Here is a 15,300-nt window from a genome sequence, read left to right as displayed (position 1 = left end):
GTCAGCTTCGGAGGGAATACATGCGTATCATCACTGTTTTGGCGGCCGTTTCCTTGATTGCCGTTGCCGCACCGGCGGGAGCCCAGGCCAGGGACGTGCCGCCGGCGAACGCCAAGAAACTCTCGGAGATCGTCGCCAAGGTCGAGCAGCGCCAGGATTTCGCCTTCATCGACGAGGTCGACTGGGACAACAAGGGTTACGAAGTCACCTACTTCACCAAGGACGGCGCCAAGGTCGAGATCAAATTCGATCCGGTCACGGCAGCGCCTGTGAACCTGCAGTAGGAAACTCCACGGCGGCGAGAGTGCCGCAAATGAAAAAGACCGCGCCGGTAACATCGGCGCGGTCTTTTTGTCGAAAAGGCGTTCAGCCGGTCAACTCTTCGGGCTGGCCGCGACCAGCACGGGCTTGTCCGAGTAGAGATCCGGGAACATCGTCTTCAGGTTCTCGATCTTCGGCAGGTCGTTGTAGACGATGTAGGGATAGGTCGGGTTCCGCTCGAGGAAATCCTGATGATAATCCTCGGCCGGATAGAACGTCTTGCCGGTCTCCAGCGTCGTCACGATTTTCCTGGAGAACGCCTTTGCCGTGTCGAGCTGTGCGATGTAGTCCTCGGCGATCGTCTTCTGCTCGGCATTGGCGGCGAACACTGTGGAGCGGTACTGCGTGCCGTAGTCCGGCCCCTGGTAGTTGAGCTGGGTCGGGTTGTGCGCCACCGAGAAGTAGACCTGCAGCAGCTTGCCGTAGCTTACCTTCGATGGGTCGTAGGTGATCTCCACCGACTCGGCATGGCGGTGTTGCCCGAGCCGACGCGCTCATATTCGGCCGTGTCGGCCGCGCCGCCGGTATAGCCGGAAACGGCTTTCGTCACGCCTTTGACGTGCTGGAACACGCCTTGCACACCCCAGAAGCAGCCGCCGGCGAACACCGCCTTCTGCAATCCGGCCGCCGGTTTTGCGTCAACGGCAGGCGGTGGGATTTTCACGGCCTCTTCGGCCGCGCGGGTCGGTCCCTGCAGGAAAGTCAGCGCCGTAGCGGCCAGCGCAAGGCCGGCAAGGGCGGACAGGCCGGCTGCCTTCCATGGCTTTGCTGCGCCGGATTTACGATTTCGGATCATGCATGGGCTCCTTCATGAGGGCCGGGCGACGAGGCACTATACGATGACCGCAGCCGAATGGCTTTCACGTTCCCGTGCGTCGTCGCCCCGGCCGGCAGTTACTGCTGGGGTTTCATGGCGTCTGCGGGTTTCATGGCGTCGGCAGGCTTCATGGCGTCCGCGGGCTTCATGGCGTCTGCGGGCTTCATGGCATCGGCGGGTTTCATGGCGTCCGCGGGCTTCATGGCGTCGGCCGGCTTCATGGCATCCTCGGTTTTCATCGCATCCGCAGGCTTCATGGCGTCTTCGGCATATGCTCCGGCGGCGGTGAACACGGTCGCGGCAACGGCAAAAGCCAGCGCCTTCAGGCTGATTGGACGGGTCATGCTGTTCTCCTTCGAGGGTTGGTGGCGCATGGCGCCGGTTGCGCGCGGCCGCTCTGGCCGTGCAATTCGAGCAGGCTTGGTGGTGTGCTTTCGCGCGCGGTGCCTAGTCGGAGGCCGCGGCCAGGATCGGTCCGCCTTGCGGCGCCTGCACCAGGACGGCGGTGGAAAGGCCGTCACCGGCTTTCGGCAGCGGCAGTGTCGTCGCTTCGCCGGTCCAGGTGCCGAGCCGGGTGAGGGCGTGGACGACATTGGCGTGCGGCAAGGTGTGGCCGCTGTTTTCGCCACGGCCCACCGGTACATCGATGATGCCGGCCCGGTAGTGCACCAGCCAGACGTCGGCGCCGCCCGCAGGTGCCTTGCCCGGACCGATGGCCGCCTTGGCGTCCGCCAGCGAAAGGACGGGACCGCTCGCAGGCCTGTCCTTCGCGATCAGGGCCTCGATATCGGACAGCCTGTTGCCGACCGTATCGGTGCGGCCATTGACGACCATCTGCGGCGTGAACGGCCCGCTGCGGCCGAGTGCCGGTTCATAGGTCACCTGCCGTTCGGTGTATTCCGGCCTGCCGAACGTATCCTTCCAGCCGAGATAGTCCCAGTAGGTCACGGCGAAGGACAGCGCCAGCACGTCCGGGCGATCCTTCAGCTTGATCAGGTTGGCATTGGCCGGCGGGCATGAGGAGCAGCCCTGGCTGGTGAAGAGTTCGACCACCGTGAGCGGCTGCGCCGCCGCGGCAACCACGCTTCCCATCAGCAGGCCGCCAGCCACCATGCCTCTCGTTGCAACAGTCAAGGCTCTCTTGATCTTCGCGCGCATCGTTTGCTCCGTCTTGCGGCCGTCGGCGACCTCATCGGGGCATTCGCTGCGACGCTGCCGCATGTTACGCCGATCACCGCTTCGTGATCTTGCGGGCAAAAAAGAACCCGCCACGGGCAGGGCCGGGCGGGTCTAGAGGTCGAGAGTAAACTGGGCGGAGGCTATTGGGTCAGGGCGGTGGTCGAAGGCTTCTGCGAGAATTCGCATTTGCCGCTCACCGTGTAGAAGAAGTCGGCGTTGGAGACCGGCGCCGGCACGGCATTGCCGCCGTCTTCCCAGGCCTGGGAGCTCGTGTTGCCGCAAGGCACGGCGCGGAAGATGTCGACCGTCTTGCCTGTCTCGACTTCCACCCCGTCCAGATAGAGCCGGTTGGAGGTGGCCGGGTCGTTCGATTTCAGGACTTTCGGGTTTCCGGACGGCACGTCCATCTGCAGATAGAGTTTTTCCATCGTCTTCACGTCGATCACGGCACCGGTGCCGTTGGCGGGCGTCGTGGTGCACAGCACCTGCTTGTCGCCATCCACGAAAGCCCCCGGCTTCAGCGGATTGCTCCAGCTGTTATAGGCGCTGGTGACACAGGTCTGCGTCTGTTGGACGATTGTGAGCTTGCCCAGGTTGTCGGGGGTGTAGACCACGGTCGTGCCATAGCCCTTGGTGCCGCCGCCGCCATTGTACTTGTAGTCGATCAGCATCAACGCCTTTTCCGTCGTCTGGCCGAAGGCAGTGCCGAACAGCGTCATCTTCTTGTTCCAGTAGCCGGAAGCCTTGTCGATCTTGAAGGTCGCTTCGACGAGCGCCGGCGTCTTGGTCGCGGCTGACTTGACGTTGATCGTGACGGTGTTGATGGTGGCGAGCCGCATGAAATTGGTCGGCATGTTGTAGCTTGCCGAAGACTGGGCGCGCGACGTGCCGTCGAGATCGACGGTGAAGCTGTTCAGCGTCGCCGTTCCGTCGCCCCTGTTGGCGTCGTAGAAGGCCTGCAGGGCTTCCTGCCGTTTGGCGAGCGTGGTGTCGGTCGGCAGCGTGGTGATGGCCAGCGTTGCCGCGTCCAGCGCATTCTGCATTTCGGCCTTCGAGTTCACGCCGGAGGTATAATCCACTGACAGGCCGAGCACGGCAAAAAGCGGCAGCGCGGACAGCGCAAAGGCCGGCACGAGCGAGGCATCTTCAGAGATGAGGAATTTCAGGCAGCGTTTTCGCATGAGCGCATCCCGGGCAACGATCCACGACGGATAGCATGCGCTGTTGCAACGCCCGGCTAACACAACCGCTAAAGATTTAACGGATGTGCGCAACCCCAGCGAACCCGCCGCTTGCCGGAGCATTCCGCCCCTGATAAAGGCCGCGCCATGAGCACGCCCATTTCCAACATCCGCAATTTTTCGATCGTGGCCCACATCGACCACGGCAAGTCGACGCTGGCCGACCGCCTCATCCAGATGACCGGCGCGCTGGAGGCGCGCGAGATGACCGAGCAGGTGCTCGACAACATGGACATCGAGCGCGAGCGCGGCATCACCATCAAGGCGCAGACCGTGCGCCTGAACTACAAGGCCAAGGACGGCCAGGATTATGTGCTGAACCTCATCGACACGCCGGGCCACGTCGACTTCGCTTATGAAGTGTCGCGCTCGCTGCGCGCCTGCGAAGGTTCGCTGCTGGTGGTCGACGCCTCGCAGGGCGTCGAGGCGCAGACGCTGGCCAATGTCTACCAGGCCATCGACGCCAACCACGAGATCGTCGTGGTGCTGAACAAGATCGACCTTCCCGCGGCCGAACCGGACCGCATCAAGGAACAGGTCGAGGAGGTGATCGGCCTCGACGCGTCCGAGGCGGTGATGATTTCGGCCAAGACCGGCATCGGCATCGACGAGGTGCTGGAAGCGATCGTCACCAAGCTGCCGCCGCCGCGCGAAGGCGATGCCGCCAAGCCGCTGAAGGCCATGCTGGTCGACAGCTGGTACGACGCCTATCTCGGCGTCATCGTGCTGGTGCGCGTCATCGACGGCGTGCTCAAAAAGGGCCAGAACATCCGCATGATGGGCACCGGAGCGAAGTATCCGGTCGAGCGCACCGGCTTCTTCACGCCCAAGATGATCCAGGCCGACGAGATCGGGCCTGGCGAGTTCGGTTTCATCACCGCTTCGATCAAGGAAGTGGCCGACACCCGCGTCGGTGACACCATCACCGAGGACCGCCGCCCGACCACCGACCCCTTGCCGGGTTTCAAGCCGGCGCAGCCGGTGGTGTTCTGCGGCCTGTTCCCTGTCGATGCCGCCGATTTCGAGGATCTGCGCGCCGCCGTCGGCAAGCTGCGCCTCAATGACGCGTCTTTCTCCTATGAAATGGAAACCTCCGCTGCTCTCGGCTTCGGCTTCCGCTGCGGCTTCCTCGGCCTGCTGCATCTGGAGATCATCCAGGAGCGTCTGGAGCGCGAGTTCGACCTCGATCTCATCGCCACTGCCCCTTCCGTCGTTTACCGCCTGGCGCTGACCGACGGCACGGTGAAGGAACTTCACAACCCGGCCGACATGCCCGACGTGGTCAAGATCGATCATATCGAGGAGCCGTGGATCCGCGCCACCATCCTGACGCCGGACGACTATCTCGGCGGCATCCTGAAGCTCTGCCAGGACAGGCGCGGCATTCAGGTCGACCTGTCTTATGTCGGCAAGCGCGCCATGCTGGTCTACGAACTGCCGCTCAACGAAGTGGTGTTCGACTTCTACGACCGGCTGAAGTCGATCTCCAAGGGCTACGCTTCCTTCGACTATCACCTGACCGACTACAAGGAAGGCGACCTCGTCAAGATGTCGATCCTGGTCAATGAGGAACCGGTCGACGCGCTCTCCATGCTGGTGCACCGCACCGCAGCCGAAAAGCGCGGCCGCGCCATGTGCGAGAAGCTGAAGGAGCTGATCCCGCAGCACATGTTCAAGATCCCGATCCAGGCTGCCATCGGCGGCAAGGTGATCGCACGCGAGACGATCTCGGCCCTGCGCAAGGACGTGACCGCCAAATGTTACGGCGGCGACGTCACCCGCAAGCGCAAGCTGCTGGACAAGCAGAAGGAAGGCAAGAAGCGCATGCGCCAGTTCGGCAAGGTCGACATCCCGCAGGCGGCCTTCATTGAGGCGTTGAAGATGGGGGATAATTGACGCTGGTGGGGTGAGGCGGATGGTGGGCCGGACGGACTCTGGAGCAGCAGATTCCGAGCCGCCAGCTTCCGCCACTTCTGTTTTCCGCGCTAACAGTCTTGGGCCATGGTTCGTCCCTTCATCCTGATTCCGCTGGTCTTGTTGTGCGCCTGCGCGTCTGGCCGCCCAGTGCCGCCGGCTCCGATCAGGACTGCCGCGCCCGAGGCTGCCGCCGAGCCACTCGATCCATCCATCAAGCCGCTCAGCCAGGAGCTGGAGGAAGCCGGGCAGCAGAAACGCGGCCCAGCCTAGGCGCTTGCGGTTCTCAAGCCAGCCTCTGGCCCAGCCTATGCGGCTTTCGCGACTGGACGCGATGGTCTAAAGCCCGGGCAGCTTCTGTCTTTTTTGGGCCTTGCCGTGACTGTTTCCTCTTCCGCTCCGCTTTTCCTCGGTATCGACACCGGCGGCACCTATACCGATGCGGTGCTGTGGTCGGACACGGGTGGAAATGGCACCGTGGTCGCCAAGGCGAAGTCGCTGACGACGCGGCATGACCTTGCCGTCGGCATTTCCGGCGCGGTCGGGCAGGTGCTGGAACAGACTGGCGCCAATCCAACCTCGATCAAGCTGGTCTCGATGTCGACCACGCTTGCCACCAATGCGCTGGTGGAAGGGCAGGGCGGGCGTGTCGCGCTGGTCATGATCGGCTTCGGGCAGGCCGACCTCGAGCGCGACGGCCTGAAGGCGGCGCTCGGCACCGATCCGGTGTTTTTCTGCCCGGGCGGGCACGACGTGCATGGCAATGCCGCGGCCCTCGACCTTTCCGAGTTGCAAGCGGCGCTGCCTGAGCTTGGCCGCTCCGTTTCCGGTTTCGCCGTCTGCGCCTATTTCGCCACCCGCAACCCTGCGCATGAGCTTGCCGCGCGCGAGCTGATCCGCGACGTCACCAGCCTGCCGGTCACCTGCAGCCATGAACTGTCGTCGAAGCTCGGCGGGCCGCGCCGCGCGCTGACGACGCTGCTCAATGCGCGGCTGATCGCCATGATCGACCGGTTGGTCGCGGCAACCGAAGGTTTTCTGGTCGAGCGTGGCATCGACGCTCCCCTGATGGTGGTGCGCGGCGACGGCGCGCTCGTTTCTGCTGATTTCGCGCGCCAGCGGCCGATCGAGACCATTCTTTCGGGGCCTGCCGCTTCGCTGGTCGGTGCCCGTCATATGACCGGGCTGGACGATGCCGTCGTCTCTGACATTGGCGGCACCACGACCGACGTCGCCGTGCTCGACAAGGGCCGCCCGCGCCTCGACCCGGAAGGCGCCACCGTTGGCGGCTTCCGCACCATGGTCGAAGCCGTCGCCATGCGCACCTTCGGCCTCGGCGGCGACTCGGAAGTGACGCTGGAAGACGGCGGGCTGTCACCGAAGATCCAGCTTGGGCCGCGGCGCGTCGTGCCGCTGGCGCTGGCCGGTCTTGCCCATGGCGAAGCGGTGATGACCGAGCTGGAGCGGCAGCTGCGCGCACCGAATCCTGGCCGCATGGACGGACGCTTTGCGGTGCGCACAGGCGTACCGGAACGGCTGGCCGCCGGTTTGAGTGCGCCGGAGGCCAAGCTCTATGAGGCGATCGGCGGCGTGCCGCTGCCGATCGATCGCTTGCTCACCTCCAACGCACAGAATGCGACGCTGAACCGGCTGGTTGCACGCGGGCTGGTGCACGTCGTCGGCTTCACGCCCTCGGATGCGGCACACACGCTGGGCAAACAGGCCAATTGGGACGCTGCGGCGGCCCGGCTTGGCGCCGAGCTGTTCGCCCGCCGCAAGGATGGGCGTGGCCAGCCGATTGCCGCTTCGCCGGAGGAGATCTCCGAGCGGGTGCTGCTGGCGCTGACCCGGTTCTCGGCGGAAGTCATCCTGGAGACCGCCTTTGCCGAGGACGGCTTGGATGGCGCTGCCACCGTGGCGCATGCGCTGGTGCAGCGCGCGGTCGATGCGCATCCGGGCATTGCGCGCCTGACGGTGGCGCTCGACCGCCCGGTGATCGGCCTCGGCGCCTCGGCACCGCTGCATTATGCGGCGCTTGCGCCACTCGTCGGCAACGAATGCGTGGTGCCGGTCGATACCGATGTCGCCAATGCGCTGGGTGCCGTGGTCGGCCAGGTGCGGGTGACGGCGGAGGCGCGTGTCAGCCAGCCGAAGGAAGGGCTGTTCCGCGTCTCCTCCGGTGAAGGCGTGCGCGATTTCACCAGGGAAGACGATGCGATGGCCAAGGCGGAAGCCGACGTGCGCAAGCTTGTCGCCCTCCGCGCTGGTGAGGCCGGTACAGATACCGCCGAGATCGATGTCGCGCGCGACATCCGCGCTTCCGTGGTCGAGGGTCAGCGCATGTTCATCGAGGCGCATGTCGTGGCCACCGCCGCCGGTCGGCCGCGCATCGCTGCCTAAAAGCCGTCTCGGTGGCCATCTGCGGGCGCTTTCTGCGCTTCCGGTGCTCACGTACTTGAACGTACGCTCCGCTCCGGTTCTCGAAAGCATCCCACATCTGACTCACCGATCCAGCTTCGCAGGAGCCTAAATCGATTGTTCCGCAACGACACCCGGTTTGCGACTGACGACGAATTGACCAGGCGGCGCTGACATGCCAAAGCCCGCCGATCCCTGACCAACCGTGCACGGTTGGTCCGGCTTTTTGTTTGCCGCAGGTTCCCGCCGCAAAACCGTGGGACACTTTTGCGGAACCTGCTTGGCCGCCTTGCTCCCGGGCGGCATTTCTGGAGACTGTCTATATGACCGATCGGATCGAGATCGCCGGATTGCAGATCGCCCGCGAACTGCATGACTTCGTTGGCAATGAAGCCGTGGCCGGCACCGGCGTGAACGCCGCCGATTTCTGGGCTGGCTTTTCCAAACTGGTGCATGATCTCGCGCCGAAAAACCGCGCGCTGCTGAAGAAACGCGACGATTTCCAGGAGAAGATCGACCGCTGGTATCGCGACAACGGCGCGCCGGTCGATACCGCCGTCTACAAGGATTTCCTGAAAGAGATCGGCTATCTGTTGCCGGAAGGTCCGGCCTTCAGCGTTTCCACCGACAATGTCGACCCGGAGATCGCGGTCGTGGCCGGTCCGCAGCTGGTCGTGCCGGTAATGAACGCGCGTTACGCGCTGAATGCCGCCAACGCGCGCTGGGGTTCGCTCTATGACGCGCTCTACGGCACCGACGCCATCCCTGAGACCGACGGCGCCGAGAAGAGCAAGCACTACAACCCGAAACGCGGCGAGAAGGTCATTGCCTGGGCGCGTGATTTTCTCAACGAGGCGGCACCGCTCGACGGCGCTGCCTGGCAGGATGCGCGCTCCTTCACGGTGACCGGCGGCGCGTTGCGTATATCGCTCAACGGCGGCCGCACAACCGGCCTGAAGCGGCCGGAACAGTTCGCCGGTTATCTCGGCGAGGCGGCCAGCCCGAACCAGTTCCTGCTGGCCAACAACGGCCTGCACATCGAGGTGCTGATCGATTCCAGCTCGACCATCGGCAAGAACGATGCCGCCCATATCTCCGACGTCTGGCTGGAATCGGCGCTTACCACCATCATGGACTGCGAGGATTCTGTCGCGGCCGTCGATGCCGAGGACAAGGTCGTCGTCTACCGCAATTGGCTGGGTCTCATGAAGGGCGACCTTGCCGAAGAGGTGAGCAAGGGCGGCAAGACCTTCACCCGCAAGCTCAATCCCGATCTCGACTACACCGCGCCGGACGGTTCGACCTTTCCGCTCAAGTGCCGCTCGCTGATGCTGGTGCGCAATGTCGGCCACCTGATGACCAATCCGGCCATCCTGCTTTCGGATGGCACGGAAGTGCCGGAAGGCATCATGGATGCCGCGATCACCGCACTGATCGCACTGCACGATGTCGGCGAGAACGGCCGCCGCGCCAATTCGCGCGAAGGCTCGCTCTATGTCGTCAAGCCGAAGATGCACGGGCCGGAGGAAGTCGCCTTCGCCGTAGAGATCTTCGACCGCGTCGAAAATCTGATCGGCATGAAGCCCAACACCATCAAGATGGGCATCATGGACGAGGAACGGCGCACCACCGTCAACCTCAAGGAGTGCATTCGCGCCGCGAAAGAGCGCGTGGTGTTCATCAACACCGGCTTCCTCGATCGCACCGGTGATGAAATACATACCTCCATGGAAGCCGGCGCCATGCTGCGCAAGGGCGACATGAAGCAGGCGGCCTGGATATCGGCTTACGAGAACTGGAACGTCGACACGGGTCTGGAATGCGGCCTCGCCGGCCATGCCCAGATCGGCAAGGGCATGTGGGCGATGCCCGACCTGATGGCGGCGATGCTGGAACAGAAGATCGCTCACCCCAAGGCCGGCGCCAACACCGCCTGGGTACCGTCGCCGACAGCGGCGACGCTGCATGCCACGCATTATCACAAGGTCGACGTGCACGCCGTGCAGGAAGGCCTGAAGAGCCGGCCGAAGGCCAAGCTCGACGACATCCTGACCGTGCCGGTGGTCAAGCGCCCGAATTGGACACCGGACGAGATCCAGCGCGAGATCGACAACAACGCGCAGGGCATCCTCGGCTATGTCGTGCGCTGGATCGATCAGGGCGTCGGCTGTTCCAAGGTGCCGGACATCAACGATGTCGGCCTGATGGAAGACCGCGCCACGTTGCGCATCTCCTCGCAGCACATCGCCAACTGGCTGCACCACGACATCTGCTCGCACATCCAGGTGCTGGATTCGCTGCAGCGCATGGCCGTCATCGTCGACACGCAGAATGTCGGTGATCCGAGCTATCGCCCGATGGCGCCGGATTTTGACCAGTCCATCGCCTTCCGCGCCGCCTGCGACCTGGTGTTCAAGGGTCGTGACCAACCAAACGGCTACACCGAACCGGTGCTGCACAAGCGCCGTCTCGAACTGAAGGCCAAGCTAGGCGCCGCCTAAGCGATCATAAGGAGTCGCGGTCGGCTTGGTGGCACTGGTCGCCGCGCTTCGCCATCGCTTCGCTGGAGGTGCGTCCTTCGAGGCTCGCCTACCAGATGTCATGCTCACTTTCGAGCGTCTTGCTGGCTCGCACCTCAGGATGAGGACCGCTGTGCAACGGCACTCAAGGTTCGAGACGTTGCGGAACTTGTTGCCAATGCCCGGCGGTCCTCATCCTGAGGTGCGAGCCAGCAGGCTGTTGAACAGCAGGCGCAACCCTGAGCGGGCGAGCCTCGAAGGACGCACCAGACCTCGGCAGGCCGAGTGGCTCCAACATCAAGCCGGCTTGTAGCCGGCGCGGCGATCGGTTACGCGAGGCGGACATGAAACTGCTCGCCATCGATTGCTCCGCCAACCTGTGCGCCGCCTGCGTCTACGACACGGCGACGGGCCAGATTGCGGGCCGGCATGTCCTCGACCTCGGCAAGGGCCATGCCGAACATCTGCTGGCGGTCATCGACAAGGCGCTGGCCGAAGCGGGCATCCCCTTCGCCGATCTCGCCTCCATCGCCATCTCGACGGGGCCCGGTTCGTTCACCGGTATTCGTGTCGGTGTTTCCACGGCGCGTGGCTTGGCACTGGCATTGAAGATTCCCGCGATCGGCGTCACCACGCTGGAAGCGCTGGCCGCGGAAGCCGCGTCAGCCTTTCCGGGTCGTTCGGTGCTGGCCGTGCTCGACGGTGGACGTGGCGAAATCCATGCCGCGTTGTTTGGCGCGGATGGCGGCATGCGTCACGGCCCCGCCATCGCCACTATGGAGGAAGCTTCCGCGATGGCGCGGGAGAATGCAGCGGTGCTTGCCGGTACGGCTGCCGAGGTAGTTGCTGCGGCTGCCGGCGGCGGGTTCGATTTTGGTCCGCTTGTCGCCACCGCCGACATCGCCACCTATGCGCGCTTGGCGGCGGCAAAGGGGCCGGGTGAGAAGCCCAGGCCGGTCTATCTGCGCGATGCCGACGCCAAGCCGCAGGCCGGTTTTGTCTTGCCGAGGGCCGGGTGATGCGCATTCCGTTTTTTTCGCCGCGTCGCGAATATGCGCTCGATCCGTTGACCATTGCGGATGCCGCTGCCGTTTCGTCGCTGCATCACGAGGATTTCGTGCGGCCATGGACCGATGGCGAATTCGCCACGCTGCTTGGCCAGGACACCGTTTTCGGCTTCGCCGCCCGTGAGGTCGGCCACGGTGCCGAGCCGCCGGTCGGTTTTGTGCTGGCGAGGCTTGCCGCGGGCGAGGGCGAAATCCTGACGGTTGCAGTCGCCCGCACCCATCGCAGGCAAGGGCTCGGCTGGCAGCTGATGGATGCGGTGCTGCGCAGCCTGCACGGCGAGCGCGCCGAGGCGCTGTTCCTGGAGGTCGACGAGACCAATGTCGCGGCACTGACCCTCTACCGTCGGCTTGGCTTCCGCGAGGTCGGCAAGCGGCCGAACTATTATCGTTCTCCAGAACATGGTCCGACCGGCGCGCTTGTCATGCGGCGCGATCTCCGTTAGCGCCTGTAGACTGTATCGGAGACATGATGGTCGGAAAAATCAGAACAGTTCTGGCCTTCGTTTATGTCGTTCTGGCAACCGTTGTGCTGGTGCCGCTGCAGCTCATCTCGATGAAGACAGGATGGTGGCCGGAAACCGTCATCCTGAAGGTCTGGCACCGCGCCATGGCGCGCGCCCTCGGCCTTCGCGTCCACGTCCACGGCACTTTGTCCAACCAGCGGCCGCTGCTGGTTGCCTCGAACCATATCTCGTGGACCGACATTCTCGTCCTCGGCTCGCTGGTCGATGTGAAGTTCATTGCCCGCGCCGATATGGTGAACTGGCCGGCGATCGGGAAGCTGTCGAAGCTGCAGCGCACCGTCTTCATCGAACGCGAGCGCAAGCGCACCTCCGGCGACCAGGCCAACGAGATCGGGGCCCGGCTGGCCAAGGGTGACGCCATGGTGCTGTTCGCGGAAGGCACCACCGGCGACGGCAATATGGTGCTGCCGTTCAAGACCACGCTGTTTGGCGCTGCCTCCATGGCGATCGCCGAGGGAGCGGCCGACGAGGTGTTCATCCAGCCGGTGGCGATCGCCTACACCCGCCTGCATGGCGTGCCGCTCGGCAGGCGCTGGCGACCGGTTGCATCCTGGATCGGCGACCAGGATCTGGGCCCGCATCTCATGACCTTGCTTGCCGAGGGCGGCCTTGATGTCGAGGTGCATTTCGGCGAGCCGGTGGCCTTCTCCGGGCGATCCAACCGCAAGGAGACGGCGCGTGTCGTCGAAGCGCGTGTGCGTGAGATGATGCAGGCAGCGCTGAGCGAACCTGCGAAGTAAGCGGTCCTCGCTGGAAACGGCTGTTTTTCAGGATGAAAAAGCGTTAGAAGCCGCCGCATGGAACTGGAAACGCTTTCACCGGACCCTGAAAAGGGTGTCGACACGCCTCAGTCGAAGAAGGTCTTCGTCAAGACCTATGGCTGCCAGATGAACGTCTATGACTCGCAGCGCATGACCGATGCGCTCGCGGCCGATGGTTATGCCGAAACCAGCGTCATCGAAGATGCCGACCTGGTGTTGCTCAACACCTGCCACATCCGCGAGAGGGCTGCCGAGAAGGTTTACTCGGAGCTCGGGCGTATCCGCGAACTGAAGAACGAGAAGGCAGCCGCGGGCCGGGAGATGCTGATTGGCGTTGCCGGCTGTGTCGCCCAGGCCGAGGGCCGCGAGATCATCCGTCGCGCTCCGGCCGTCGATCTGGTCATTGGCCCGCAGACCTATCACCGACTGCCGGACGTGCTGGCGCGTGTCCGTGGCGGCGGTAAGGTGGTCGAAACCGAATATGCGCTCGAGGACAAGTTCGAACACCTGCCGCAGCCGAAACGCGCGCAGGTCGCCAAGCGTGGCGTCGCGGCTTTCCTTACCGTGCAGGAAGGTTGCGACAAATTCTGCACCTTCTGTGTCGTGCCTTATACCCGCGGCTCGGAAGTGTCGCGGTCTGTCGCCCAGATCATCGCCGAGGCTGAACGGCTGGCCGAGGCCGGCGTGCGCGAAGTGACGCTGCTTGGCCAGAACGTCAATGCCTGGCACGGGGCAGGGCCGGATGGCGCCGAATGGGGACTGGGGCGGCTGCTCTATCGCCTGGCCGAAATTCCCGGCATCGCCCGACTGCGCTACACCACCAGCCACCCGCGCGACATGGATGACGAACTGATCGCCGCGCATCGCGACCTGCCGACCCTGATGCCCTATCTGCACCTGCCGGTACAGTCGGGTTCGGATCGCATCCTCAAGGCGATGAACCGTCGCCATAAGGCGGAGGACTATCTGCGGCTGATCGACCGCGTCCGCGCCGCGCGTTCAGACATTGCGATGTCGGGCGATTTCATCGTCGGTTTTCCCGGTGAGACGGATGCCGATTTCGAAGACACGATGCGGCTGGTGCGGGAAGTGGGCTATGCGTCCGCCTTCTCATTCAAATATTCGCCGCGCCCCGGCACGCCGGGGGCCGAAATGGAAGGTCACGTACCGGAACCGTTGAAGGACGAACGCCTGCATGTGCTGCAGGCGCTGCTGGTCGAACAGCAGCAGGCTTTCACCGCTTCGATGGTCGGGCGCACCATGACGACGCTGATCGAGAAGCCCGGCCGTCAGGCCGGTCAGAAGGTCGGGCGGTCACCGTGGCTGCAGCCAGTGATTGTTGATGAAAAGGTCGGCGAAATCGGTGACATTATCGAGGTGCGAATCACGCGGCCGGGCTTCAACAGTCTGTACGCCGAGCCTATCTGAATAACGGATCAGATGAGGAGAGACGTTTGAGCGCCACTGAACTGAAGAATGTGCCCCCCAGCACTGCATCCGGGGCCTCGGATATGGCGCATATCGTTCTGACCTTCGACAACAACAAGCTGGCCAGTGCGCTTTACGGCCAGTTTGACGAGAACCTGGCGCGGCTGGAGCAGAAGCTCGGCGTCGACATCCGTTCGCGTGGCAACCAACTCACCATCAAGGGCTCTTCGACCGCCGCCGAACAGGCGCGTCGTGCCTTGGACAATCTCTACGATATCCTGCAGAAGGGCGCCGATATCGCCCAGTCGGACGTGGATGGCGCCGTGCGCATGGCGGTTGCTGCCGATGACCAGCTGGTGCTGCCGACGATGGAACGCAAGGGCAAGGTGTCCGCCGCACAGATTTCGACCCGCAAGAAGACCATCTATGCCCGTTCGCTGAACCAGGACGCCTATATGCGCGCCCTGGAGCGTTCGGAACTGGTCTTTGGCATTGGTCCGGCCGGTACCGGCAAGACCTATCTGGCGGTCGCGCATGCCGCGATGCTGCTGGAGCGTGGCATGGTCGAGCGCATCATCCTGTCGCGTCCGGCGGTCGAGGCGGGCGAGCGGCTGGGCTTCCTGCCCGGCGACATGAAGGAAAAGGTCGATCCTTACCTGCGTCCGCTTTACGACGCCCTTTACGACATGATGCCGGGCGACAAGGTCGAGCGTGCCATCGGAGCAGGAGTCATCGAGATCGCGCCGCTGGCCTTCATGCGTGGACGTACGCTGGCGCATGCCGCCGTCATCCTCGACGAGGCGCAGAACACCACCCAGATGCAGATGAAGATGTTCCTGACGCGTCTGGGCGAGAATTCGCGCATGATCATCACGGGCGATCCGACCCAGATCGACCTGCCGCCCAACACCAAGTCGGGCCTAGTGGAAGCGCTGCGCGTCCTCGACGGGGTCCCGGGCATCATCACTGTGCGTTTCGCCGATGGCGACGTCGTGCGTCATCCGCTGGTCGGCGAGATCGTTCGCGCCTACGACCGCGATGGCAAGGTTTCCCGAGGCCTTGGGGCGGACAACTGATTTCTTCGGTATGCCTCCCTGTCAGTACAGGGCTC

The 15,300-nt window shown here is 64.0% G+C and carries 12 protein-coding genes and 1 pseudogene; 9 read left to right on the top strand and 4 right to left on the bottom strand.

Annotated elements, in window-relative coordinates:
• The first annotated feature begins 20 nt into the window (after positions 1–20).
• On the top strand, positions 21–284 hold the full coding sequence (locus tag C1M53_RS02150; RefSeq protein ID WP_129410734.1) for a PepSY domain-containing protein: 264 nt from the start codon (positions 21–23) through the stop codon (positions 282–284).
• A 90-nt stretch (positions 285–374) separates the two neighbouring features.
• Here the strand turns inward: C1M53_RS02150 and msrA are convergent.
• From msrA to C1M53_RS02130, 4 genes and pseudogenes are all read right to left on the bottom strand, one after another.
• Positions 375–1,117, bottom strand: a pseudogene (gene msrA, locus C1M53_RS02145) (peptide-methionine (S)-S-oxide reductase MsrA).
• A 98-nt stretch (positions 1,118–1,215) separates the two neighbouring features.
• Complete coding sequence (locus C1M53_RS02140) at positions 1,216–1,482, bottom strand: hypothetical protein (RefSeq protein WP_129410733.1); 267 nt, start codon at positions 1,480–1,482, stop codon at positions 1,216–1,218.
• 103 nt (positions 1,483–1,585) lie between these two features.
• Positions 1,586–2,296 (bottom strand): DUF1223 domain-containing protein, encoded by a 711-nt coding sequence (locus tag C1M53_RS02135; protein WP_129410732.1) that lies wholly within the window; start codon positions 2,294–2,296, stop codon positions 1,586–1,588.
• Positions 2,297–2,457: 161 nt separating this feature from the next.
• Positions 2,458–3,498 carry a TadE/TadG family type IV pilus assembly protein gene (locus C1M53_RS02130; protein ID WP_129410731.1) on the bottom strand — a complete coding sequence of 347 codons (1,041 nt, stop codon included), beginning with the start codon at positions 3,496–3,498 and terminating at the stop codon, positions 2,458–2,460.
• Positions 3,499–3,645: 147 nt separating this feature from the next.
• Here C1M53_RS02130 and lepA point away from each other — a divergent pair, with 147 nt between their 5' ends.
• The 8 genes from lepA (at position 3,646) to C1M53_RS02090 (ending at position 15,265) form a co-directional block, all read left to right on the top strand.
• Positions 3,646–5,454, top strand: coding sequence for a translation elongation factor 4 (gene lepA / locus C1M53_RS02125; RefSeq protein WP_129410730.1), 1,809 nt, complete (start codon positions 3,646–3,648; stop codon positions 5,452–5,454).
• A 396-nt stretch (positions 5,455–5,850) separates the two neighbouring features.
• The gene (locus C1M53_RS02120) at positions 5,851–7,872 is read left to right on the top strand and encodes a hydantoinase/oxoprolinase family protein (protein WP_129410729.1); all 2,022 of its coding nucleotides are present in this window, start codon (positions 5,851–5,853) and stop codon (positions 7,870–7,872) included.
• Positions 7,873–8,213: 341 nt separating this feature from the next.
• On the top strand, positions 8,214–10,391 hold the full coding sequence (locus C1M53_RS02115) for a malate synthase G (protein WP_129410728.1): 2,178 nt from the start codon (positions 8,214–8,216) through the stop codon (positions 10,389–10,391).
• 362 nt (positions 10,392–10,753) lie between these two features.
• Entirely contained in the window at positions 10,754–11,428 is a 675-nt protein-coding gene (tsaB, locus tag C1M53_RS02110; protein WP_129410727.1) for a tRNA (adenosine(37)-N6)-threonylcarbamoyltransferase complex dimerization subunit type 1 TsaB, read from the top strand.
• The gene (locus C1M53_RS02105; RefSeq protein WP_129410726.1) at positions 11,428–11,919 is read left to right on the top strand and encodes an N-acetyltransferase; all 492 of its coding nucleotides are present in this window, start codon (positions 11,428–11,430) and stop codon (positions 11,917–11,919) included. Before tsaB ends, C1M53_RS02105 begins: the two co-directional genes overlap by 1 nt.
• A 26-nt stretch (positions 11,920–11,945) precedes the next feature.
• Positions 11,946–12,740 carry a 1-acyl-sn-glycerol-3-phosphate acyltransferase gene (locus C1M53_RS02100; protein ID WP_129415980.1) on the top strand — a complete coding sequence of 265 codons (795 nt, stop codon included), beginning with the start codon at positions 11,946–11,948 and terminating at the stop codon, positions 12,738–12,740.
• A 57-nt stretch (positions 12,741–12,797) separates the two neighbouring features.
• Positions 12,798–14,189, top strand: a complete 1,392-nt coding sequence (gene miaB, locus C1M53_RS02095) for a tRNA (N6-isopentenyl adenosine(37)-C2)-methylthiotransferase MiaB (RefSeq protein ID WP_129410725.1) — start codon at positions 12,798–12,800, stop codon at positions 14,187–14,189.
• A 26-nt stretch (positions 14,190–14,215) separates the two neighbouring features.
• Positions 14,216–15,265: a PhoH family protein gene (locus C1M53_RS02090; protein ID WP_129410724.1), complete on the top strand. Its 1,050-nt coding sequence runs from the start codon at positions 14,216–14,218 to the stop codon at positions 15,263–15,265.
• Positions 15,266–15,300 lie beyond the last annotated feature (35 nt).

It is taken from the genome of Mesorhizobium sp. Pch-S (genome assembly GCF_004136315.1).
Classification (GTDB): Bacteria; Pseudomonadota; Alphaproteobacteria; order Rhizobiales; family Rhizobiaceae; genus Mesorhizobium.
Note: the sequence above shows the minus strand (reverse complement) of the source record. Positions and strands in the feature narration are given on the sequence as shown.

Coding starts and splice junctions, on each gene's coding strand:
- lepA (WP_129410730.1), top strand. CDS start 3,646: ATGAGCACGCCCATTTCCAACATCCGCAATTTTTCGATCGTGGCCCAC.
- C1M53_RS02100 (WP_129415980.1), top strand. CDS start 11,946: ATGGTCGGAAAAATCAGAACAGTTCTGGCCTTCGTTTATGTCGTTCTG.
- miaB (WP_129410725.1), top strand. CDS start 12,798: ATGGAACTGGAAACGCTTTCACCGGACCCTGAAAAGGGTGTCGACACG.
- C1M53_RS02150 (WP_129410734.1), top strand. CDS start 21: ATGCGTATCATCACTGTTTTGGCGGCCGTTTCCTTGATTGCCGTTGCC.
- C1M53_RS02115 (WP_129410728.1), top strand. CDS start 8,214: ATGACCGATCGGATCGAGATCGCCGGATTGCAGATCGCCCGCGAACTG.
- C1M53_RS02140 (WP_129410733.1), bottom strand. CDS start 1,482: ATGACCCGTCCAATCAGCCTGAAGGCGCTGGCTTTTGCCGTTGCCGCG.
- C1M53_RS02105 (WP_129410726.1), top strand. CDS start 11,428: ATGCGCATTCCGTTTTTTTCGCCGCGTCGCGAATATGCGCTCGATCCG.
- tsaB (WP_129410727.1), top strand. CDS start 10,754: ATGAAACTGCTCGCCATCGATTGCTCCGCCAACCTGTGCGCCGCCTGC.
- C1M53_RS02130 (WP_129410731.1), bottom strand. CDS start 3,498: ATGCGAAAACGCTGCCTGAAATTCCTCATCTCTGAAGATGCCTCGCTC.
- C1M53_RS02135 (WP_129410732.1), bottom strand. CDS start 2,296: ATGCGCGCGAAGATCAAGAGAGCCTTGACTGTTGCAACGAGAGGCATG.